At 58.5% G+C, this 21,401-nt stretch carries 21 protein-coding genes; 8 read left to right on the forward strand and 13 right to left on the reverse strand.

Annotation, left to right across the window (positions count from 1 at the left end; all coding sequences use genetic code 11):
• The first annotated feature begins 6 nt into the window (after positions 1-6).
• From IPH10_11855 to IPH10_11865, 3 genes are all read left to right on the forward strand, one after another.
• Positions 7-240 (forward strand): hypothetical protein, encoded by a 234-nt coding sequence (locus tag IPH10_11855; protein MBK6911601.1) that lies wholly within the window; start codon positions 7-9, stop codon positions 238-240.
• Positions 237-2,192 (forward strand): T9SS type A sorting domain-containing protein, encoded by a 1,956-nt coding sequence (locus IPH10_11860; GenBank protein MBK6911602.1) that lies wholly within the window; start codon positions 237-239, stop codon positions 2,190-2,192. The genes IPH10_11855 and IPH10_11860 overlap by 4 nt, the downstream gene beginning before the upstream one ends.
• A 233-nt stretch (positions 2,193-2,425) precedes the next feature.
• Entirely contained in the window at positions 2,426-3,247 is an 822-nt protein-coding gene (locus tag IPH10_11865; protein ID MBK6911603.1) for a hypothetical protein, read from the forward strand.
• A gap of 75 nt (positions 3,248-3,322) precedes the next feature.
• Here the strand turns inward: IPH10_11865 and IPH10_11870 are convergent, their stop codons facing one another.
• Together IPH10_11870 and IPH10_11875 are read right to left on the reverse strand one after the other, a co-directional pair.
• Positions 3,323-3,817 (reverse strand): DUF1579 family protein, encoded by a 495-nt coding sequence (locus IPH10_11870; protein ID MBK6911604.1) that lies wholly within the window; start codon positions 3,815-3,817, stop codon positions 3,323-3,325.
• Between the two features lie 134 nt (positions 3,818-3,951).
• On the reverse strand, positions 3,952-4,542 hold the full coding sequence (locus IPH10_11875) for a DUF1579 domain-containing protein (GenBank protein MBK6911605.1): 591 nt from the start codon (positions 4,540-4,542) through the stop codon (positions 3,952-3,954).
• 191 nt (positions 4,543-4,733) lie between these two features.
• Between IPH10_11875 and IPH10_11880 the strand changes: the two genes are divergently transcribed.
• Positions 4,734-5,552 carry a hypothetical protein gene (locus IPH10_11880; protein ID MBK6911606.1) on the forward strand — a complete coding sequence of 273 codons (819 nt, stop codon included), beginning with the start codon at positions 4,734-4,736 and terminating at the stop codon, positions 5,550-5,552.
• A 233-nt stretch (positions 5,553-5,785) separates the two neighbouring features.
• On the opposite strand, the gene IPH10_11885 is transcribed toward IPH10_11880, so the two are convergent.
• From IPH10_11885 to IPH10_11935, 11 genes are all read right to left on the reverse strand, one after another.
• The gene (locus IPH10_11885) at positions 5,786-7,411 is read right to left on the reverse strand and encodes an MCP four helix bundle domain-containing protein (protein MBK6911607.1); all 1,626 of its coding nucleotides are present in this window, start codon (positions 7,409-7,411) and stop codon (positions 5,786-5,788) included.
• Between the two features lie 469 nt (positions 7,412-7,880).
• Positions 7,881-9,524, reverse strand: coding sequence for a chaperonin GroEL (groL, locus tag IPH10_11890; GenBank protein MBK6911608.1), 1,644 nt, complete (start codon positions 9,522-9,524; stop codon positions 7,881-7,883).
• Between the two features lie 78 nt (positions 9,525-9,602).
• Positions 9,603-9,902 (reverse strand): co-chaperone GroES, encoded by a 300-nt coding sequence (locus tag IPH10_11895; GenBank protein MBK6911609.1) that lies wholly within the window; start codon positions 9,900-9,902, stop codon positions 9,603-9,605.
• 231 nt (positions 9,903-10,133) lie between these two features.
• On the reverse strand, positions 10,134-10,523 hold the full coding sequence (locus tag IPH10_11900; protein MBK6911610.1) for an LPXTG cell wall anchor domain-containing protein: 390 nt from the start codon (positions 10,521-10,523) through the stop codon (positions 10,134-10,136).
• Between the two features lie 25 nt (positions 10,524-10,548).
• Positions 10,549-11,229: a hypothetical protein gene (locus IPH10_11905; protein MBK6911611.1), complete on the reverse strand. Its 681-nt coding sequence runs from the start codon at positions 11,227-11,229 to the stop codon at positions 10,549-10,551.
• On the reverse strand, positions 11,222-11,431 hold the full coding sequence (locus IPH10_11910) for a helix-turn-helix transcriptional regulator (protein ID MBK6911612.1): 210 nt from the start codon (positions 11,429-11,431) through the stop codon (positions 11,222-11,224). The genes IPH10_11905 and IPH10_11910 overlap by 8 nt, the downstream gene beginning before the upstream one ends.
• Before the next feature lie 196 nt (positions 11,432-11,627).
• Positions 11,628-13,112 carry a T9SS type A sorting domain-containing protein gene (locus tag IPH10_11915; GenBank protein MBK6911613.1) on the reverse strand — a complete coding sequence of 495 codons (1,485 nt, stop codon included), beginning with the start codon at positions 13,110-13,112 and terminating at the stop codon, positions 11,628-11,630.
• 171 nt (positions 13,113-13,283) lie between these two features.
• Positions 13,284-14,225, reverse strand: coding sequence for a threo-3-hydroxy-L-aspartate ammonia-lyase (locus IPH10_11920; protein ID MBK6911614.1), 942 nt, complete (start codon positions 14,223-14,225; stop codon positions 13,284-13,286).
• A 125-nt stretch (positions 14,226-14,350) separates the two neighbouring features.
• Positions 14,351-15,346: a T9SS type A sorting domain-containing protein gene (locus IPH10_11925; GenBank protein ID MBK6911615.1), complete on the reverse strand. Its 996-nt coding sequence runs from the start codon at positions 15,344-15,346 to the stop codon at positions 14,351-14,353.
• A gap of 27 nt (positions 15,347-15,373) precedes the next feature.
• Positions 15,374-15,556 (reverse strand): redoxin domain-containing protein, encoded by a 183-nt coding sequence (locus IPH10_11930; protein MBK6911616.1) that lies wholly within the window; start codon positions 15,554-15,556, stop codon positions 15,374-15,376.
• A gap of 82 nt (positions 15,557-15,638) precedes the next feature.
• Positions 15,639-16,787: a 2-isopropylmalate synthase gene (locus tag IPH10_11935; protein ID MBK6911617.1), complete on the reverse strand. Its 1,149-nt coding sequence runs from the start codon at positions 16,785-16,787 to the stop codon at positions 15,639-15,641.
• Between the two features lie 89 nt (positions 16,788-16,876).
• Here IPH10_11935 and IPH10_11940 point away from each other — a divergent pair, with 89 nt between their 5' ends.
• Genes IPH10_11940 through menB form a run of 4 tightly spaced genes read left to right on the forward strand, consistent with a single transcriptional unit; the run spans position 16,877 to position 21,400 of the window.
• Entirely contained in the window at positions 16,877-18,040 is a 1,164-nt protein-coding gene (locus IPH10_11940; GenBank protein MBK6911618.1) for a chorismate-binding protein, read from the forward strand.
• Positions 18,037-19,749: a 2-succinyl-5-enolpyruvyl-6-hydroxy-3-cyclohexene-1-carboxylic-acid synthase gene (gene menD, locus IPH10_11945; GenBank protein ID MBK6911619.1), complete on the forward strand. Its 1,713-nt coding sequence runs from the start codon at positions 18,037-18,039 to the stop codon at positions 19,747-19,749. Before IPH10_11940 ends, menD begins: the two co-directional genes overlap by 4 nt.
• Complete coding sequence (menH, locus tag IPH10_11950; protein ID MBK6911620.1) at positions 19,749-20,582, forward strand: 2-succinyl-6-hydroxy-2,4-cyclohexadiene-1-carboxylate synthase; 834 nt, start codon at positions 19,749-19,751, stop codon at positions 20,580-20,582. Before menD ends, menH begins: the two co-directional genes overlap by 1 nt.
• The gene (gene menB, locus IPH10_11955) at positions 20,579-21,400 is read left to right on the forward strand and encodes a 1,4-dihydroxy-2-naphthoyl-CoA synthase (GenBank protein ID MBK6911621.1); all 822 of its coding nucleotides are present in this window, start codon (positions 20,579-20,581) and stop codon (positions 21,398-21,400) included. Before menH ends, menB begins: the two co-directional genes overlap by 4 nt.
• The last annotated feature ends 1 nt before the right edge of the window (position 21,401 follow it).

The raw sequence follows: 21,401 nt of genomic DNA on the forward strand, positions 1-21,401 counted from the left end.
CTCGTGATGCGTCTAAGACTTGCTTTGTTAATGATTTGCTTGATGCTGGCGGCATCGGCTGCGCAGGCGCAGTTTAATGCCATTTTGTACAACTTCTCCCAGCCCATCACGGACAACTGCGCGGGTGGCACTCCTATCGAGGACGGTGCCGCATTCGTCCAGATTTTCTGGGATTCACTCGGTAACGGCCCGACCCCGGACGATCGCTTGCCCCCGAAGGCGGCGGCCCTTACGAAATGAACCTCAATCAGTTCGCCATCAACGGCGTGGAATTCCTCGATGTACCGGGCGGATTCTACTCCGAACCGGCGTTCGGTGCCCCGTTCTTCACCCCGAATCCGGAACAGAACACGGGCCACCCGCTGTTTTGGATCCGCATCTGCTACGACGCCGCTGACATCACGTGGGTTAGCGATACGTTCCGCGTGCAGAACGGCTTCCAGCAGATCGGCTTCGGCACGGATCCCGACGAAGTCGCGATGACCTGTCTCGCTGGCGGTTGCGGCGAATGCCCGATTCCGGACCCCGTGACCAACCTGTCGGCGACCACGGATGAATGCGATTCGATCGTCGTGACGTGGACCTATGGCGAAGACGATCACGACGGTTTCCGCGTGCTCGTGGATGACGTTCCGCCCTACATCTACATCACGAATCCGGATGCCCGGCGTTATTCGGATGTCGTGAGCTCGGGTGGTGTGGATCACTCGTTCCGCGTGCGCGCCTACAATGTTTGCGATGTGGATACCGCCTTCTCGTCACCGCTAACTACCATTGGTCGCAAGCGCGTTGAGCCGCCCCTGCCGCAGAACATGACGGCGTCGGACGATCAGTGCAGCCAAGTTGAAGTGAACTGGACGGTCAACACCGTCCTCGGCTTGGACAGCTTTGTGATATTCCGTAACGGCGTGGCGCTCGATACCTTGCCGCGTGGCAGCGCCGGCGAAGAGCGTCAGTTCTTCGACAACGCTCCGCTCGCGGGTGTGGCCAACTATTGCGTTAACGGCTGGTCGAATATCTGCGGCTTGGGTGACGGTACGTGTGACAACGGTCAGGCGTCCGGTCTGCCGACCTGCACGATTACTAACGTCGTGGCCTCGGATGACGACTGCGACGAAGTGTGTGTAACGTGGACGGCCAATTGCGCCGACGCGGACTCGTTTGTGATCTTCCGCACGGCCACGCGCGTGGGCGCGATTCTCAATGCGGGCGGCCCAAACTTCTCGTTCTGCTACCCGGCGCCCGCCGGTTTGCAGGGCGGTTTCCAGATTCGTGCCAAGAACGAATGCGGCATGGGTGACTTGCAGCCCGCGACGCCCGAACAGGGTCTGCGTCTGTCGCCTCCGGGACAGGTTGCCAACATCGTGGCTTCGGATACGCTGTGCGACAAGGTGCGCGTGACGTGGAACGATCTCGCCGGCGCGCTGCAATACAAGGTACTGCGCAACAACGACACGCTGGCGACTGTGGCTGAAAACGTCAACTCGTATGACGATCTTACGGCCGTCGCCGGAACGACCTCGACCTATCGCGTAATTGCTACCAACGCGTGCGGTTTGGGTGCTGTGGCCGCCGGCAATCAGGGTACGCGTCGCGCGCCGGGCACTGGCACGGCAACGTTCACGCTCGTTACCGCCGGTCCGCCGAACTGGACCTACACGATGGATGTCAACACGGGCTGCTTAAACACCGTGGTCATTCGCGACTTCTGTGCCGGCACGACGGCGACTGCGCCGACGGGCTGGACGGTTGTGGTGGACAATGATTCGATCATCTTCTCAACCACGACGTCCGTCGGTGCGCAGGATGCGCCCGTGACGGGCTTCGTTCTCTCGCACCCGACTTGCGACGGCGATGGCCGTTGGAACGTCGGTCAATCGGGCGGCTCGATCCGCGGCCCGCTGCCGGTGGGCGAGAATGCGGAACTGCCGACCGAATACGGCGTCAACGTCTTCCCGAATCCGTTCAATCCCATGACGAACTTCAAGATTGCGATTCCGCAGTCGTCACTGACTACGATTCGCGTCTTCAACGTCACGGGTCAGCTCGTCAAGGAGATGGACCTCGGCACGTTGCAGGCCGGTTATCACACCGTGCAGTTCGGCGCCAGCGATATGGCGTCGGGCATGTATTTCGCCCGCATTGAAGCTGGCAGCTTCCACTCGACGCACAAGCTGATGCTGATGAAGTAGCCAGCACGGATACTGGACCCATAGCCGCGGGCGCATTGCGCCAGCGGTGGTAGAGTTAAGCAGGCGAGCCAAGTGGCTCGCCTGCTTCGTTTTCTTCGATCCAATTGTAGCGACACGCGCCAGCAGCAACGGGTCCAGCGCCGGCGCTGGCTCGCCTGCTTTTTGCTCTATGGTGCTCGGACGGCGTTTATGTGTTCGAATCGCGACGACATTAATGGGTTGAGGCGCTTCGCATGTTGAGATTGCGTGACATGGTGTTGCTAATTCTTGTTCCGTGGTCATTGGCCCGTGCGGACTATGATTTCTGGACCGTTGAGCAGATCCTGAATGATTCGCTGGCGGTCTATCATGGCAATGTTGCAGTCGAGGTGTATCAGCACGATTCGCTGATCTTCGCCTATCGGTCGGGTTCGCTTGCGGGAGATACGACTCAGACACGTCAAGCCATAAACGAGTGGATCGCCGCGGCTCTGATGCTGACCCGCACCGACGGTTCGCATGGCGCGAGTGATCACGATTTGCCGGACACGAGCCTCACGTCCGCGTCGGATCCGTGGCCCGCGCAGTCCCCCTATTTTGCTTATGGAGTGCCGCCGACGCGCGTGGCGGGCCTGTGGGTCACGGCGTTGCAACCGGAATCGCGTACCATTGAAGAACTGGCCTTCCCGCATGAGAATGGCTCGTTCGTTTGGCTCGATCATAAGCGCGGTTTGCGGGGAGTCCTGTTGACGGATGCTGCCGATCGCCGGGGCCGCGCCGTGTCGAGCGAGCTCAAGCTCGTGCACGCGATTCGAGATGTGATGGACTGCCAATTGCCCGTCGCCGATCTGACGATTAACTACGTGGTCAACTCGGGCGTGGAATTGCGGTGGACCGGACACTTCGCGGGCGTCTATTCGATCTACTCTTCCGATAATCCGGATCGCGCCTTTCCCAATGAGTGGTCGTTCGAAGGGTCAATCCCCGCCGGCGGCGACATTCTTACGGTCTTTGTGGATCCTGAGTTGCAGCAAGAGCAGGCCTATTACAGGATTCAGCGCGTCTGCGGCAAGTAGGCGGCCTGTTTGGATATGCAAGCGGGGCGAACCAGTTGGTCCGCCCCGCTCTTTTTTCCTGAATTTCGCCGCCGGCTATTTGCGCTTGTAGGTCATGTCCATCGTCTTGGCTTCCTGCGGCGTGCCGGGATACTCCAGCACTTCATAGCGCAGTTCGTGCTCATTGACGACGTGCCACGTGTGCCGCACGGGCAACTGGCGGATGTTCTTGCCCGGGCTGTCCATCAAGCCCTCAAACACGATACTCTTTCCGCCGTCGCGCGCCTCGCCCCACATCGAATAGATGCCCGTAGACATATTGTCATTCCACGTGAACCAATAGCGCTGCGTGAAATTGTCATAGCCCATCATGCCGAATCCCGTGAACGGCATGCCCTGAAAGTCCATGGTGAAGTGCTGCACCTGCACGCGGCCGTCGAGCATCATCTCGATTTTCACATCGCCCTTCATCGGCTGACCGCGCTCGATCATGTGCACTTCGTACTCCCCGCACCACTTCGCCAAATTCGCATGCGGCTCGCCCGGCGTGGCGTTGCGCATCCAATTGGCCATCATTTCCTGTTCTGTCATCGTGGGTCCTCTTTCAAGAAACATCTCCTGTGAAAGAACGGCAGCTCATGGCTGCCGTTCAAAATTCTATTCATCTGCATTCACTGCTTTGGAGCGCGACGCGCCAGCGGCAATGGGTCCAGCGTCCACGCTGGTTATTTCTTGCGCGTGTAGGTGATCTCCATCGCCTTGAATTCGTGCGGCGTGCCGATTTCGTCCCAACTTTCGAAGACATGCGTGTTCTCGTCGAGTATCTTTGAGACCATCCGCACCGGCTTGTCCTTAACGTTCATCGTCGGCTCGTCCATCGTGGTATTGAAGACCACGGTTTTGCCGCCGTCCGTGGACGTGCCTTCCATGAACATGAATCCGGTGGACATGTTGTCCATCCACGTGGACCAATAGGTCTTGTTGAAATTGTCATAGCCGGTCAGGCCTTCGCCTTCAAACGGCATCCCCATCATATCGCCATGGAACGTGGACTTCACCGCACGGCCTCCGTTGACCACGGTGTTTGTGCAGGAGCCCTTGCTTTCCATCATCGGCTGGCCGGGACCCATAGCAAACTTCGTCACGCAATCCCATTCGCCAGCCATTTTCGCCAGTCCAGCGTGAGCTTCGCCCGGCGTGGACATTTCCATCCATATCTTCATCATGTCCGCCTCGGACGGCGAATTTCCCTCTTGCGCAAATGACAGCGCAAAACAAGACGTAACCGCAAACAAAACAAATAGTTTTCGCACCATGACCGTTCCTCCGAATCGTTGTTTTGGTGAATTTTGAGAAATATAACATTTGTTCAAATAAGAGTCAAGAGCCAGCACGTGAGAATTCAGCGAACGGGTGGCCAGGGGGCATGGAAACAACGTTGCTAAACCTCTTGGCGGCTGGCGTGTCATACTCCTGTCCAACCGCGTCAAACTGGAGTCCTGTCGTCATGGCCCGTCCTGCTCGCCTGATCTTCCTTACAGCAATTCTCATTCTTTCTTTAGCGCTCGCCGGTTGCAAGTCCACACCACTTGCCGCAGAGTGGTATGCAGCGGCATTTGATATCAACGGCCAACCCGATCTGGGTGAATTCAAAGGACTGCGGATCCCTGATGTGCAGGCGCGCTTTGTGATTGCCAACGACGACGAACGACTGCTGTTGTCGATTCAGACGACGGATGAGGCGCTGCGGCGGCAGGTTCATATTGGCGGCGTGACCCTATGGCTGACCAATCCGCAAGATCGTCGCGAGACGTTTGGCGTGCGCTATCCGGCGTTGCCGCAGCGGGGTGTGCGGCCCCGAGAACAGACTGGCCCGCACGATATCGGCAGTGACGCGCCGCCCTTTATGCAAGATCAACAGCCGCAGGCGTTGGCGATCCTGGACGCCGACGGGCGGGGCGAGCGTGTGATGTCGGCCGATTCGGCCCGCGCACTCGGTCTCGATGCTGTGACACGACACGAGGCCCGGACGGTCGCGCACGTCATCGCGATCACATTGGATTCCCTCGCGCCGTGGCTCAAGGCGGGGGATGAGGTGCTCTTGTCGCTCGAAATTCCGAAGATCGAAGAACCGACACGTGTTCCGGACGACGGCGAGCGTCGCGGTCGGCCGACGGGTGCGATGGGCGGGATGGGCAATGGCGGCAATCGCGGCGGCCATCCCGGCGGACCACCGGGCAGCACGGCTCCTCACGCCGAAACAGGAAAGGCGATCAGGATTACACAGATGCTGGCGTTGGCGCGCGGCCCCCTTGCTGAAAAATAGGCGAAGCCCCGGAAGTCGCGATGCGACGCAGGATTGCTCCTGCACCGTCAATGCCTGAATTGATGACATAGCTCGAGTAACGGTGGACTGGTCTAATCTGAAGTTCCGAAAGTTCGTTGCGGTCATCATAACCAAGACCAACACCATTGACTCGTCGTGTGAATCGCGTTAGGCAAAATAAACAGGGCGAGCCGGTTGGCTCGCCCTGTATTCTGTTCTCTACCCCGTTGAACTCAGAAGCGGTCAGGACCGTCAAAGTCGTTCATTGGCAGCGGATCGCGATCGTGCTTGCTCGACGCGCGCGTTGCGCCCAATTTCAGTTTCTGGAGTGGACGTTTGAGTGTGCTATGGTTGGTCCAACCTTGCATCTCGGAAACACCGTGCGAGTTACCGGAACTGCCATTTACAAGCAGACTGAGTTCCATAACCAATTCACGCAATGACGACGCTTGTCCGGCTGATTCTTCGGACGCTGCGGCCGCTTCCTCTGCATTCGCTGCGTTGGCCTGCGTCGCCTGATTCATTTGCGATATCGCTGTATTGATTTGCCCAATACCGGAGGATTGTTCGTCTGATGCCGCCGAAACTTCGTTGTTCAGACTCGTGACTTTATCTATATGAAGCAATGACTGCTCAATGTTCGATTTCAGTCCTTCAATAATCTGCACGCCGCTGTTCACACGCACCGTATTTTCTTCAATCAGCGAATTTGTGTTCTTTGCGGCTTCGGCTGCGCGCATCGCCAAGTTGCGTACTTCCTCGGCGACAACCGCAAATCCCTTACCTGCTTCGCCCGCCCGCGCCGCTTCCACGGCTGCGTTCAACGCCAATAGGTTTGTCTGGAATGCAATTTCGTCAATGGTCTTTACGATCTTGGAGGTCTGGTCCGACGCCGTCTTGATGTCCCGCATCGCTTCGTCCATGAACCGGGCATTTTCCGAAGATTTTTTCATTGCCTCGCGAGCCTCAACGGCGAGCTGTGACGCTTGTTTCGCATTTGACGCATTCTGATTCGTCATTGCCGAGAGTTCCTCGACCGCCGAACTTGTTTCCTCGATTGAGGCCGCTTGCTCCTGCGATCCTTCAGCAACGCCTTGCGATGACGTGGACACTTGGTTGGCTGCAGAAGCAATCTGAGAAGCGCCTTCGGCGGCAGATGTCGCGATCCGGTTCAGATTCCGCGAGATGCTCAGACTCAAAAAGACTCCAAAGCCGAGCGCGCTCAAAAAACCACCAATCGCGAAGATCAGCGCCATGGACTTGCTCGTGGCTGACCCGGCTATTGCTTCATCGGTTCCGGTGTCCGCGAGACGTGCATTCAATTCAATGATCTTTTGCAGATCCGCGGCGGATTCTCTGGCATTCTTCGCCATTGATCCAGTAGCAAGCTCGGTCATTCTTTGGTATAATACATCCAGCCTGTTGGGATCAGTTTCGCTCAACGAGGCGAGGGCTTCCCGATGATAGGTCTCCCAGTCTTTCCTAAACCCGTTCCATGTTATCTGAAGTTCTTTCCACAATGCTGCCTCTTCTGTAGTTTGGGGAAGGGGCTCGTAGATCTTTTGCCCATCTTCTGCTCGCTGCCACGCCTCTGCAACCAGATCAGGATAGTGTTCACGGGTTTCCAAAGGCAAGTCACGGTTCAACACCAAATAGTTGTTCACACGAACGCGATTCATTCCTGCTTCCATCATAAGGAGGCCTTGGAGCGACGGCATTCTAACAAGGCCGACTTCTGTAATGGATTCCGATGAGCTGACGAGTCCGCTGTATCCGACCCACCCGACGATGCAAGTTATCATAGCGACGATGCAGAACGACCCGATTAGCTTGCTTTTTAGCGAGAGATTTCTAAACATTTATGTTCTCCGTACCATTTACCCTTACGTTATTTCGATCAGGAATCGCCTAAGAATTGCGCTGTAGCGGGTCTCTTAGATGGCGCTTATGCGACGCGTTCGCGTCAGTTTAAGCAAAGCATATGCCGTTCTATCAGAAGTTGAGTCGCTGTCCTCACAGCTTGCCGTGCGTGTTGGTTCGGCAACGGTTGCATAGCAGATTTAGCGGCGATTACGCACAATTGGCGCAATATTGCAGTTTGACGGTAGGCGGTTTCATGCTGCGGGCCTTTACGGCTGCGGACAATCGGACATGCCGCGCTCTTAATTCCCTAACTCTTTGGCAATAATTGTCTTTTTGTCGTGTGACGTCGCCTCCCTTGAAGAATCATTATTGAAAGGCCTTCTTGAAGTTTGAGCAAACATAAACGGCGCAGGATTGCTCCTGCGCCGCTCGTCATTTCCGCCGCGACTGCTCAGTCGCGCTATCTTAGTAGTCCATGCCGCCCATGCCGCCCATGCCGCCGCCACCGGGCATTGCGGGCGCGGGGTTCTTCTCTTTCTTCTCGTGAATGGCGCAATCCGTCGTCAGCAACAGACCACCCACCGACGCCGCGTTCTCGAGCGCCACGCGCACAACCTTCGTCGGGTCAATCACGCCGTCTTCGAGCAGGTCCGCATAGAGTTCGCTGGCGGCGTTGAAGCCGTAGCTGTACTTGCCGTTTTCGCGAATCTTGTTCACCACGACGCTGCCTTCGTGACCCGCGTTCTGCGAGATCATGCGAATCGGCTCTTCCAACGCACGACGCACGATGTTCACACCGAGCTGCTCGTCGCCTTCGAGCTTGAATCCATCGAGGACCTTCTGGGCACGCAGCAGAGCCACGCCGCCGCCGGGGACGATGCCTTCTTCCACGGCCGCACGCGTCGCATGCAGGGCGTCTTCCACGCGCGCCTTCTTCTCCTTCATCTCGACTTCGGTCGCCGCGCCAACCTTCAACACCGCCACACCGCCGGCCAGCTTGGCCAGACGCTCTTGCAGCTTTTCACGGTCGTAATCCGAGGTCGTGGATTCGATCTGCTTCTTGATCATCGCGATGCGGCCCTTGATGTCTTCGCTCTTGCCCGCGCCTTCGACGATCGTCGAGTTGTCCTTGTCAATGATGATCTTCTTGGCCGTGCCGAGATCGCTCATCACCGCATTTTCGAGCTTGAAACCCGCTTCTTCGGAAATCACGCGGCCGCCCGTCAGCGTCGCGAGATCTTCCAACATCGCCTTGCGGCGGTCGCCGAAGCCCGGCGCCTTCACCGCGGCCACACGCAGCGTACCGCGCAGCTTGTTCACCACGAGCGTCGCCAGAGCTTCGCCCTCGACGTCTTCGGCGATGATCAACAGCGCGCGACCGCTCTGCGCAACCTTCTCCAGAACCGGGAGCAGGTCCTTCATCGAAGCGATCTTCTTGTCATAAATCAAAATATACGGGTTCTCGAGGTCCACTTCCATTTCGTCGGGGTTAGTGACGAAGTAGGGCGACAGATAACCGCGGTCGAACTGCATGCCTTCGACGACTTCGAGCGTCGTCTCCATGGACTTGGCTTCTTCGACGGTGATGACGCCGTCCTTGCCGACCTTATCCATTGCATCGGCGATCAGATTGCCAATTTCGGGATCGTTGTTGGCCGAGATCGTGCCGACGGCCGCGATGTCCTTCTTGCCGCTGATGGCCTTGCCGTTCTTCTTCAGATCGGCGACGACCTGCTGCACGGCCTTGTCAATGCCGCGCTTGAGACTCATCGGATCGGCGCCGGCGGTGACGTTTTTCAGACCTTCATGAATGATCGCCTGCGCGAGCACCGTGGCGGTCGTCGTGCCGTCACCCGCGATATCGCTGGTCTTCGACGCGACTTCGCGCACCATCTGGGCGCCCATGTTCTGCACGGCGTCTTCCAGTTCGATTTCCTTGGCGACGGTCACACCGTCCTTGGTGATCGTGGGCGCGCCCCACTTCTTCTCGATCACGACGTTGCGGCCCTTGGGGCCCAGCGTGACCTTCACGGAATCGGCCAGAATGTCTACGCCCTTTTTCAGCGCAGTACGGGCTTCGACATCGAAGTCAATCAGTTTGCTTGCCATGTGTGTATTGTTCCTTGTTTGATGATACTTGTTAAAGGCCCCCTGCTGATTCCCCCGTCGAAGGGGGAAAGCCAGAAGTTACTTCACGACAACGGCCAGGATGTCGTTACGGCTGATGAGGATGTATTCCTTGTCTTCGAGCTTGACTTCCGTGCCGCCGTAGCGCGCATAGACAATCGTGTCGCCCACCTTGAGCATTTCAGACATCTTCTTCTGCTTACGATCCGAGACTTCGACATCGTCGCCCATGGCCACGATTTCACCCATCTGCGGACGGTCTTTTGAGGCGGTGTCGGGGATAATGATTCCGCCGGCGGTCTTCTCTTCTTTTTCGAGCGGCTTGATCAGCACGCGCTCGTCAATCGGCTTGATTTTCATGGTCTTAGGTCTCCTGAACCGTTTAGATTATGGTAAGTTGAATGGAGTTGGGCTGTTAGCACTCACGACACGTGACTGCTAATAATACCCCAAATATACACTCCAAGTTCCCCGGAGTCAACTCGGCCTCCTATCTCTTTACCCCAACAAAAACAAACTCCTGAACAGTGTTCAGGAGTTTACAGAGAGGACTCACAGCCGGGTGGGATGGCCTCGATAGAGTGTCTGCCGTTACCGCTTCGGCGATGCCCAGAGCAGGATCCCCGCGAGCAACGGCGCACCACCGAGCAGGAGTGCCGTGGTGAGGGCGTCACCGGTTTGCATGTTGCGCGGCGGCGAAATCATGTACCCGATCATCAGCGCGCCACCCAAGCCGACCAGCAGACTCGCGCCGAGTTTTTCTTTGCGCCAGGCGAGGTAGGCCAACCCCCAGAGCATGGCCAGGCCGCCGATGATGACCGCATACCCCTTCGTCTGCTCGGACGAAGGCACCGTGTGACGATTGTCAAGCAGATTCGCACCGAGAAAATAGGTCCAGAACAGCACCCACAATCCCAAAATAACGCGGGCGATCGTGCGCAGCCACTCAGGGCGCGCGGCTGCCGTTGCTTCCGTTGCCATTTCTTTGCTCCTTCGTACTGAAACTCTATTCGACGACGACTTCCGGTGTTTCGTCAGCCGGGCGAATCCACAGACACGTTCCCGCGACATACAGCGGCACACAAATCAACAGCGCCGTTGCAAACTGACCGACCGTCAGACCTTTGCCCAAAATGAAGAACAGCAATACCGTCGTCGCCGCAAACACCACCCCGCTAATCGTGCGCGGGAATTTTCGCGCCAGCAGCCCTAATGCAATCATCGTGATCCACGGCGAACCCTCCATCAGCGTTTCGAGCGACAATCCGTGACTCATCACGACGAACAGCAGCGCCATCGCCCCAACGCCAATGATAATCCGCACGGCCGCGCCGCGATAGTCCTTCACCAGCAGCACATTGAACAGCGCCTTTGTTGCAATGCCGAGGATGATAATGATGTTGTACATTTCGGCCTCGGGATCACCCTTAGCGCTTTGTATCGCCGCCAACACCACCGTTGCCACCATCATCACCGCGAACGCGATATTGCCCGAACGGTAGTGAATCGCCATCTGCCGTTCGTCTACCAGACGCTTGGCCACACCGAGCGAGGCGAGCGTAGGCCGCAAAAGATACGAGGCCAGCATCAGCGTCAACCACATCTGCTCGCCCGTGATCGCAAAGATCGCGATGGCGATGGCGAAGATGGCGAGCGCTGACCAAAACACGGCGTCAATCTTAAACATGGTCCTGCTCCTCCAGCACAAACAGCTCTTCCACTCTCGCACCTAATTTCTTGCTCAACAGCAGAGCCAGTTTCACCGACGGCGCGTAATCGCCCTTCTCAATCGAGACGATCGTCTGCCGCGACACACCTACGCTGTCGGCCAACTCCTGTTGACTGAGTTCGCCGTGTTCAAAACGGTATTTGCGCAAGGTGGTTCTCATGGGCGTTGTCTGTCCGCCAATATAATGGAGAAAATGACGATTGTCAAGTAAACTTTACATTGTGGTAATGATACTTGACATTTTGGCAATGCGCTCTATTTTAAATTATTGTTATATAACAATAAAGCCCGACCGGCAGGGTCGAGCTTTGGCGGGCGGAAACCCCGATAGCGGCAGGGAATCTGGGGAGGAATCCTCAGCGGAGCAGAATGGCCCGTTGCGACTGGCGGATGCCGTCCACCGTCACGGAGACCAGATACGCTCCGCTGGCCAGGCCGTCGCCGCTCACGACAAGCCGATGGATTCCCGCAGTCAGTCTACCCGACGCAATGGCACGCACCTCCCGGCCAGTAATATCGAATAGTTTGACGTTGACTTCCGCGGCGCGGAGCAATGAGAACTGTATCTGAGCCTCCGCATTGAACGGATTGGGAAACACCTTCGCCAGGTCTGCACTCCACGGCGAACTCGTTGGAACTGTACTTGTTTCACCAACGGTGCGCGTGACCTCGATGCCGACGTGGAATGCGGTATCCTGCCGCGCTGAGGCCATGACCAGACCTTGATCCGGCGCATTTTCAATCGAGGGTAAATAGGGAACCACGCCGCGCAGCGTATCCCCGTAAGGTTCGATCCAAACTGTGTCGCCCGTCGTCAGGTCGAATTGCACAATCATCGGTTGAATGCTCAGGACATTCGGATCGGGAATGTACTTTCCGCCCGACACTACGATTGACGTCTCATCAATCAATGTGTATGACGTGAATTCATAGAGGTCATTTACCGTGCCGTCCGTACTGTAAGTCTTGAGGGGCAGTCGAAAGGCCAGGTCAATTCGGCCCATCTCATCAGCGACGATGAACTCATTCAAATACAATTCAGGCGGAAAGTCTGATCCGTCATTCACCAGATAGCCCAGCAGCCCGTCGTTGAAGACTCGCAGTCCGACCGCGACTTCCGCTTCATCGTCGTACTCCACTCCGAATATCTCCGCGCTGGTCGAATCTATGCGGTGAGCAACCAAACGGGGCGTTGGCCGCTGGTGAAGAACTGAACCCAACACAACCATTCCATCCTGATAGCGGCGCAGAAAGAACGGCAGGCTGGCGGTCATTTCTCCGAAGGTCTCTTCCCACAATGGTTCGCCTCCGGGCGATACGCGCGCTGCATGCAGTCGCTCCTCGCCCGTGGCGCTGGCGAGAATCAGCCCAGCGACATACGCGCCGCCATCGTTGGCGGCAATCGCCTGACCATTCGAACAGAGCAGCTCTTCGCTTGCAAAACTCCACAGCACATCACCCGTCACTGCATTGATGGCGGTCGCGTAAAGTTGCGATGTCGGCGCTGAATAGTCGGCCAATGTGCCGCCGACGATGAGCGATCCGGTTCCCGCATCATCAATGCCGCCGAAGCTCAGTTGCTCGTCAAGTGTACCAGCTCCATAGTAACGCAGCCATTGGCGCTCGCCATCTGACGATAGCTTCAGCACAAATGCTCGACCCCCAAATTGACTATCGTTCGCGCGACCGCACACGAAGACTTCACCGGCCGCGGTGACGGCATGATCCGCGTAGGTCAGCGAAGTGTCGCCATCGAAATAGCGGTACGACCACGCGATTTGCGGAGGAGTTGGTTGCGCAGCGGCCAACAAAGGGAGCAGAATGAAAATGCAGAGCAGCATTGTTGAACCTTGAGAAAATTTCGCGTGATCTGATGAGATTGCTCCTCTTAGAACGCGCATTTGCAGGCCAAGTTTCGTGTAAGTGCGAGTCTGTGAAACGTCAGCAGCGGAAGGGACAAAACAAAACAGGCAGACGGAGGCCGCCTGCCTGTTCAAAGTCCTACGCGCAGCTTACATCAATAGCACGCTCGGGTCAAGGTTGCCGCCGCTGAGGATGACGCCGACTTTGTCCGGCGTGTCCAGCCCGGCCAACAGGGCCGCGACACCCAAAGCGCCGCTGGGTTCGACGACGAGTTTCATGCGCTCGAACAAGAACTTGGTGGCCGCGATGATTTGCGCTTCCGTGACGTTGACGAACTCATCCACGTTGGCCCGCACAAGCGGAAAGGTGAGTTTACCAAGCGAGGGTGTGCGCGTGCCGTCTGCAATAGTCGGAGGATTCTTCACCGTGTGCAAGGTGCCTGTGCGCCAGGAAAGCGTCGCATCGTTCGCGACTTCCGGCTCGACGCCGATGACTTTGCAGTTCGGATTCACATGCTTCGCCGCCAATGCGCTGCCCGAGAGCAGTCCGCCGCCGCCGCAGGGTGTCAGGAGCATTTCGATATCGGGATAGTCCGTCAACAACTCGAGCGCGGCTGTGCCTTGACCGGCGATGATGTGCGGATGATCGTACGGCGGGATCAACACATAGCCGTGCTGCTCTTTGAGTTCCGCTGAAATTTCTTCGCGTGTGCGCTCTTTAGGATCATATACGACCACCTCCGCACCGTAGCCGCGCGTCGCGGCGAGTTTGGCGGGCGGCGCGTCCTGCGGCATCACGATGACCGTCTTAATATCGAGCAGCGAGCCAACCAACGCGACGGCTTGCGCATGATTGCCGGAAGAGTGAGTAATCACACCGCGGCGGCGCTCGTCGAGCGTCAGGCGCGACATCGCATTATACGCACCGCGAAATTTGAAGGCGCCGACGCGCTGGAAGTTCTCGCACTTCAGATATACATTCGCGCCGGCCTTGGCATCAAGCGTGCGCGACGTGTGCACCGGAGTCTTGTGTGCGACGCCTTTCAAAACTTGCGCGGCATCGAGAACGTCATAGGAGGAAGGGAGGGACATGGGAAAAGGAATCGAGGAACGAAGGTTAATCCGGTGTGAGTGTCAAGCGCTTTGACACATAGCCCCTGACCGGAGGCCAGGGGCTATGTGTGGTTAGCTGCGAATTGAGTTGGTGTGAGGTGTGATCATCTCACCAACATCACTTTGTGTACCGCGCGTTGGCCGGAATTGTTCAGCTCGAGCAGGTAGTTGCCGGACGGCAGCGGCAAGCCCTGCGCGTTGACAGCGCGCCAGTTGGCGCTGTAGGTGCCGGTGCTCATGAACGGCGTGTTGACGAGCGTGGCGACATTCTGACCAAGCAGGTTATAGACGTTCAACGCGACGGCGCCGGGCTGGTTCACCACAAACTCGATCGTCGTTTCCGGATTGAACGGATTGGGATAGCTGCGAATCAGCGCCGCCGAATTCGGCACCGGCACGACGCGCGGGTTAATCGAAGACGTCTGATCCAGAATCAGATCATAAGAAATGCGCTCCTCAAGATCATCGGGATTGTGCACCGTCACGCGCAGCGTGTAGTCGCCGACAATCGTCGAAGTATCCGATCCCCACTCGGGATGTGCGGCCAAATTGTATATGTCGAATATCAAGCCGGTGTCCTCTTGCAGCGGCGCATAGGTCTCCGGTATCACGACCACACCTGAATCGGGCGGATAGCAGCCGACATAGGTGCAAATCGAATACATCCGCAGAGGATCAGGAGTTGAAATCGGTTCGAGCGTCAGGACAAGCTGCCGCTCCGCGTCCAGCAGATTGACCAACTGCCCGTGAAAACCGTAGGTATTGAATCCGTCCACGTACGTCACGAGCGTCTCGTCCATCGTGAATTCAAACGTCGGCTCGTCGAGCGGCAGCCACTCGTCCACGTGCGAGCGAATTGTCTGGATGTTTAGTTGATACGGATTCGACGCATAGCGCACGATACCGTCGGCATCAATGACCACTTTGCGGTAGTTGCCGTTGTTCAGACTGCCATAGGTCGCCGCTTGCGTCAGCAGCGGAAACGTAACGCCGGTCACGTCGCGGAAAACTTCCACAGCCGCGGGCGAGCCGTTGTAAATATCGAGGCCCAGCGTGACGACCGGCTGACCGGCGTAGAACTGATGCACACCCGCTTCCATTTGCCCATCCTGGGCACGACAGGTACTTCAAGTGTGGCCAAAAAACATCAATACCACGACATTGCCGCGGTAGTCGCTGAGCGTATGACTGTTTCCCCAGGAATCCGTCAGCGTGAAATCAGGTGCTTCCGTACCGACGGTGAACGCAAACGCGCTTCCGCAGGTCAGTAACAGCGCAAACAGGGGCGCGAGCCAGCGGCGTGTCGTCATGGTAAGTGTCTCCAAAGTTGTGCTATGTTGGCTCGATCGAATTGTAACCTAAAAGATAATACACCCAGCGCGGCGAAGCAAGCTATTTCGCCGCCTGCGCCCAATCCAGCACGGTGCGCCGCGAAACCACCTCCCGGCGTTCGATGGCTCCCCGAATTCGTGCGACAAGCTGCTCCAACTGGAGCTCGGTCAGCTCGACTCCGTCCGTCGCAAGCAACCGCTTTAAGCCATTCTTTCCTAAGAATTTACCAAAAATGATCCGGTCCTCAAGACGGGCCGTCCCACCCACCCACTCGGGCCCGAACGGCTCAAAAGTCAGGGGATCGGCCAACATCGCCTGCTGGTGCATACCAGCGGCATGGAGGAAGGCATTCTGCCCCACAAGGGCTTTGTTCGGTTGGACGACGACCCCGGAGACCTCGCGCACCTGGCGTGATGTCTCGAGAATCCGCGCGAAATTCACCCGGCAGGAGAGTCCAAGCGCCTCGTGGTATCTCAGGATCACGGCGACTTCCTCCAAGGCCGTATTCCCCGCGCGTTCCCCGAGGCCGTTGAGGGTCCCCTCCACCTGGTCCGCGCCGCCTGCCAGCGCGGCCACGGAGTTGGCGGTTGCTAGCCCGAAATCGTCGTGACAGTGGATTCCCAAGCGCAGCGGTTCGGGGAAATGCTGGCGCAGCCTCCCGAATAGTGACTTTGTCTCATCGGGCAAGCCGCAGCCGACGGTGTCCGCGACTACCAGCGTGGTCGCCCCCGCCTGGGCCGCGATATCCAACGCCCGAATGAGGTCGGCTTCGGCGGTGCGAGTAGCATCGGTCGCAATGTACTCAATATCATCAGCGAGCGTCCGGGCAAAGCGGATCGCCTCGCCAATTTGGTCTTCGGCCTGCGTACGAGTCAGTTTCAGCGAGGCGGTCAGATGGCGGTCGGATATTGGCAAGACTATGGAAATTCTTGCTTTATCAGCTCCATCCAAAGCTTTGGCTGTGGTCTCGATGTCTCCGGTACGGCAGCGAGCTAAACCTGCAATAACGCTGGTCTTGATTTCCTGCGCCGCCAGTTGGACGGCCTTGAATTCTGTTTCCGATGCGGCCGGGAAGCCCACTTCCAGAACATCCAGACCCATTTCCGCGAGTTGCCGCGCCAAGGCCAGCTTTTGCTCAACCGAGAATACCACGAATGGCGTTTGCTCGCCGTCTCGCAAAGTTGTATCGTAAAAGAGGATAGAGCGCATAGGGGGATTACCATTTGGCCTGACTTACCGGAATATACGCCCTTGGGTCGCGAGGCGCAACCGCCCGGCGTTTGAATGACGTGAGGATTATGGCTAAATTATGGGTTATGGCTGTCTACGATCCCCTGGCCGTTGAGCGGCTGACGCGCTACAAAGATATCGCACGCTTCATCACGAGCGATGCGCAGACGCTGTTGCTCCGTCCACGCGACGGCACGCGCGTCTGGATCGCCGGCGGTACGGGGCCGAGCACGAGCAGCCTGCGCATGATGCAGGCACAGCGCGGCGGCACGGCGGAGATACCAATCTGCTTTCGACTCGATTTCGACCGCCGTGAACAGCATATCTGGCAGCCGCTGTGGATGGTCAGCCTCGAAGAGGAGCGGCTGCGCTTCGTCGGCAGCGTGCCCACCGAGTTTGAAGCTGACGAAGATTGGCTCGACCATCGCCCGACGCTACCGCATGAGCAGCCGCTGTTCTTCGAACATAGTTGGCAGACCGCGGTTCGGCACATCCAAAATGAAATCGCGCGCGGCACGCTGCGCAAAGCGGTATTGACGCGGCAAATTGAGATGTGGCATACGCACGCGTGGCCCGCACACGAAGTGGCGGCCGCGTTACTCCATGCGTCGGCGGGTACGAGCGTGTTTGCGCATCATTGGCATGGCGGCGTCGTCTGGATCGGCGCGTCCCCTGAAATCCTCTATCAGCGCGAAGGCCGACAGGTCGTGGTGGACAGCCTGGCCGGAACGCGCCGCATGCTCATGGAGGGTGACAGCTTCACGGCCAAGGATCATGTCGAACAGCAGCTCGTTACGGACTATCTGGTTGAAGTGCTCACGCCGCTGTGCGAACATGTAAACGTGTCGCCGGTGTCGCGGCGCCGGGCCGACGATCTTGAACATGTTTATACGCAAGTCACCGGCGTCTTGCGCCATGGCGTGGGCGACGATGAACTGTTGGGCGTCCTGCATCCGACACCCGCCGTGTGCGGTGCGCCGCGCGCACGAGCGATGGAGTTGATTCAAGCGCTCGAGCCACAGCCGCGCGAACTTTATAGCGGCGTGCTCGGTTATTCCACAGGACATGCGACAACCGCACTGGTCGTGCTCCGCTGCGCCAAGCTGCAAGATTCGACGGCGCGGCTCTACGGCGGCGCGGGGATTGTCGCCGGTTCCGATCCCGAACTGGAGTTTGCCGAATGCGGCTGGAAAATGGACATTATGCGCCGCGCACTGCTGGAGCTCACGTGATTCCGAATCGCAACTATCTGCAAGCGCGCCTGATCTGGGACCAACTCGTCCTGGCCGGCGTTGCGCGCGTCGTGATCTCGCCGGGTTCACGTTCGACCCCGCTGGCCCGCACGGCGGCAATGCATGACCGGCTGCAAGTGCACGTGCTCACTGATGAACGCGTCGCAGGCTTCTTTGCGCTTGGACTATGCAAAGGCGCGCAGGAACCGGTGGCGCTGCTCTGCACTTCGGGAACCGCGTCGGCGCATTACTATCCCGCCGTGATTGAAGCCGCGCAAAGCGGCTACCCGCTGATCGTGGTTTCGGCGGATCGCCCCAAGCGCCTGCGTCATCACGGCGCCGCGCAGACGATAGACCAGCTTGCGCTTTTCGGTCGCTATGCGAAAATGGCGCTCGACTTGCCGGAAGCGGTCTCCGCTGCCGAGCCATACCGCCGGATGCTCGCAATGCTCGGGCGCGGACTTTGTGCGATGAACACAGCGCCGCTGGGACCGCTGCATATCAATGTGCCAACCGACGAACCGCTGGCGCCGGACGCCGCCGATCCCGCGCTGCATACGGCGCTGTATGAAGAGTTGCGTCGGGAGCTTGCGCCGCTGAAACTGCACGTGCCGCAACAGCCTCCCGAACTAACCGCGATCAGCACGGCACTGGAATCTGCATTCTGCGGCTTGGTCGTTTGCGGACCTGATGCCGCGCGCAACGAAGCGGAGCGCGAGGCGATTCACACGCTGGCGCGGAAACTCGGGTGGCCGCTTCTGGCCGACGTCGCATCCGGGCTGCGGGACTGCGGTGAGCCGAATCTGCCCGGCTATGATCTCTTCCTGCGGCATGCGGAGCTTGCACGTCTCGCCCCGGATTTCGTCCTTGAATTCGGATCGCCGCCGACCAGCAAGGCGCTCATAACCTATCTCAATGCGCATCGCGCGCGGACCGTGCGCGTGCAGCGCGACACGCTGCCTCGCGACCCGGAAGGCAGGGCCGCTGAGGTTCTCGTCACGGATGTGGCATCCTGCTGCGCGGCGTTGACAGCTCGCGTCAAAGTATCGCGCGATTCGCTTTTGCTTGATCCATTCTGGCGCGTGGCAGGCGCGGCACGCGCGGCCATGTCCGCGCTTTCGACTTTTCCGCAGGCCGAGCTGGCCTATGTTGCTGCGGCACTCGATACGCTGCCCGCCGACGGAAATCTGGTGCTGGCTTCCAGCATGCCGGTCCGTTATGCCGATATGCTGACCGTTCCAACGGGAAAACGGCTCCATGTCTTCGCACAGCGCGGGACCAACGGGATTGACGGTGCACTGGCGCATGCAGCCGGAATTGCGCAGGCGACGGCACGGCCTACACTGCTCATCTGCGGCGACTTGGCGTTTCTACACGACTTGGGCGGATGGATGGCCGCGCGACAGCAGCCGAATCTGCGCGTCCTGCTCCTCAACAACAACGGCGGCGGCATCTTTCACTTTCTGCCGGTCGCCGCGCACGCCGACACGTTTGAACAGCTCCATGGCACACCGTTGAATATCGAGCTGTCCGCCGCTGGCGACCTGTTTGCGATCCAATGGTATCGCTGCGGTGCCCCGCACGAGATCAGCACCCATTTGCAGTGGGCCTATCCTCACGCGGCAGTCTTGGAAGCCCGCACCCAACGTGACAGCAATCACGCCGCGCACGAGCAATTCGTCCAAACGGTCTTGCAAGCCCTCCACTGATGCAGATCGGCACCGGTGATCTCTTCTGGCGCGCGTACGCCGACGGTCCGGCTCAAGCGCCGCCGCTTGTGCTGCTGCACGGCTTTGCGCAGGGGGCAACGAGCTTTAAGCCGCTCCTTCCCGTGCTCTCACGGACTTTTCGTGTGCTGCGGTTGGACTTGCCAGGACATGGCGAGACGCGGCCACGCCATGAGGTCAAGTTCGATTGGCCGCGGCTGTGCGCCAATCTGCACGAAGCGGTTGCCCAATTGGACGAGCGTCCCGCGCATTGGTTCGGCTATAGCCAAGGCGGCCGCGTTGCGCTGATGGCCGCGCTTGCGCAACCGGAGCGTGTGCACAGTCTCGCTCTGCTCGGCGCAAGCACGGGTATCGCGGATCCGTCGGAACGCGCGCGACGGACCGAAAGCGACCGGCTGCTGGCGCAGAATATCACGCGGCGCGGCCTTGAATGGTTCACGCAGTACTGGGAGGCGCTGCCAATCTTCGCAACGCAACGCGAATTGCCCGAGTCCATAAGGACGCATATTCGCGACGAGCGCAATGCCTGTGATCCGCACGGGTTGGCCCTGGCGCTCGAAACCTACGGCACGGCCACGATGCCCGATTGCTTCGCGCAGCTTACGGCATGGACCAAACCGCTGTGGCTGGGAGCGGGCGAATTGGATGCCAAGTTTGTCGCCAGCAACGCGCGCAGCGCGGCGGCCGCGCACGCGAGCCTGCTCTATCACGTCACGTTTCCCGCCGCAGGTCATGCCGCGCATCTCGAACGCCCGGTGGAATTTACCCAATCACTCATCGCTTTCTTTTCAGCAGCTCAAGGTCTATCCGCATGAATAAGTTTCCCTGGCAATCCGCCGGAGAGTATTCTGATATCCTCTACCACAAGTGGAACGGTATCGCAAAAATCACGATCAACCGTCCCGAAGTGCGCAACGCGTTCCGGCCGCAGACCCTGTTTGATATGCAGCATGCGTTCAATGACGCGCGTGAAGATGAAAACGTGGGCGTTATCATCCTGACCGGTGCGGGTGATCTGGCCTTCTGCTCCGGCGGCGACCAGCGCATACGCGGCGACCAGGGATATGTCGGATCCGACAAGGTCCCGCGCTTAAACGTGCTCGATTTGCAGCGGCAGATTCGCTCGCTGCCCAAGCCCGTCGTGGCGATGATTGCGGGATTTGCAATCGGCGGCGGTCATGTGCTGCATGTCGTGTGCGATCTTTCGATTGCCGCGGACAACGCACGCTTCGGTCAGACCGGTCCGCGCGTCGGTTCGTTTGACGCAGGTTTTGGAGCGGGGCATCTGGCTCGGATCGTCGGTCACAAAAAGGCGCGGGAAATCTGGTATCTGTGCCGGCAGTACGACGCGCAGCAGGCGCTCGACATGGGCCTTGTCAATGCGGTCGTGCCGCTCGCCAAGCTCGAAGAAGAAACGGTGCAGTGGTGCCGGGAGATGCTTGAGCATTCACCGATGGCACTGCGGTGTCTGAAGGCCGCCTTCAACGCGGAAACCGACGGCTTGGCGGGGATTCAGGAACTGGCCGGCAATGCGACGCTGCTTTACTATATGAGCGAAGAGGCGCAAGAAGGCCGCAACGCCTACAAAGAGAAGCGCAAACCCGACTTCTCAAAATTTAAGCGCTTGCCGTAGC

The sequence above is a fragment of the bacterium genome (assembly GCA_016702305.1).
Taxonomy (GTDB): Bacteria; Electryoneota; RPQS01; order RPQS01; family RPQS01; genus JABWCQ01.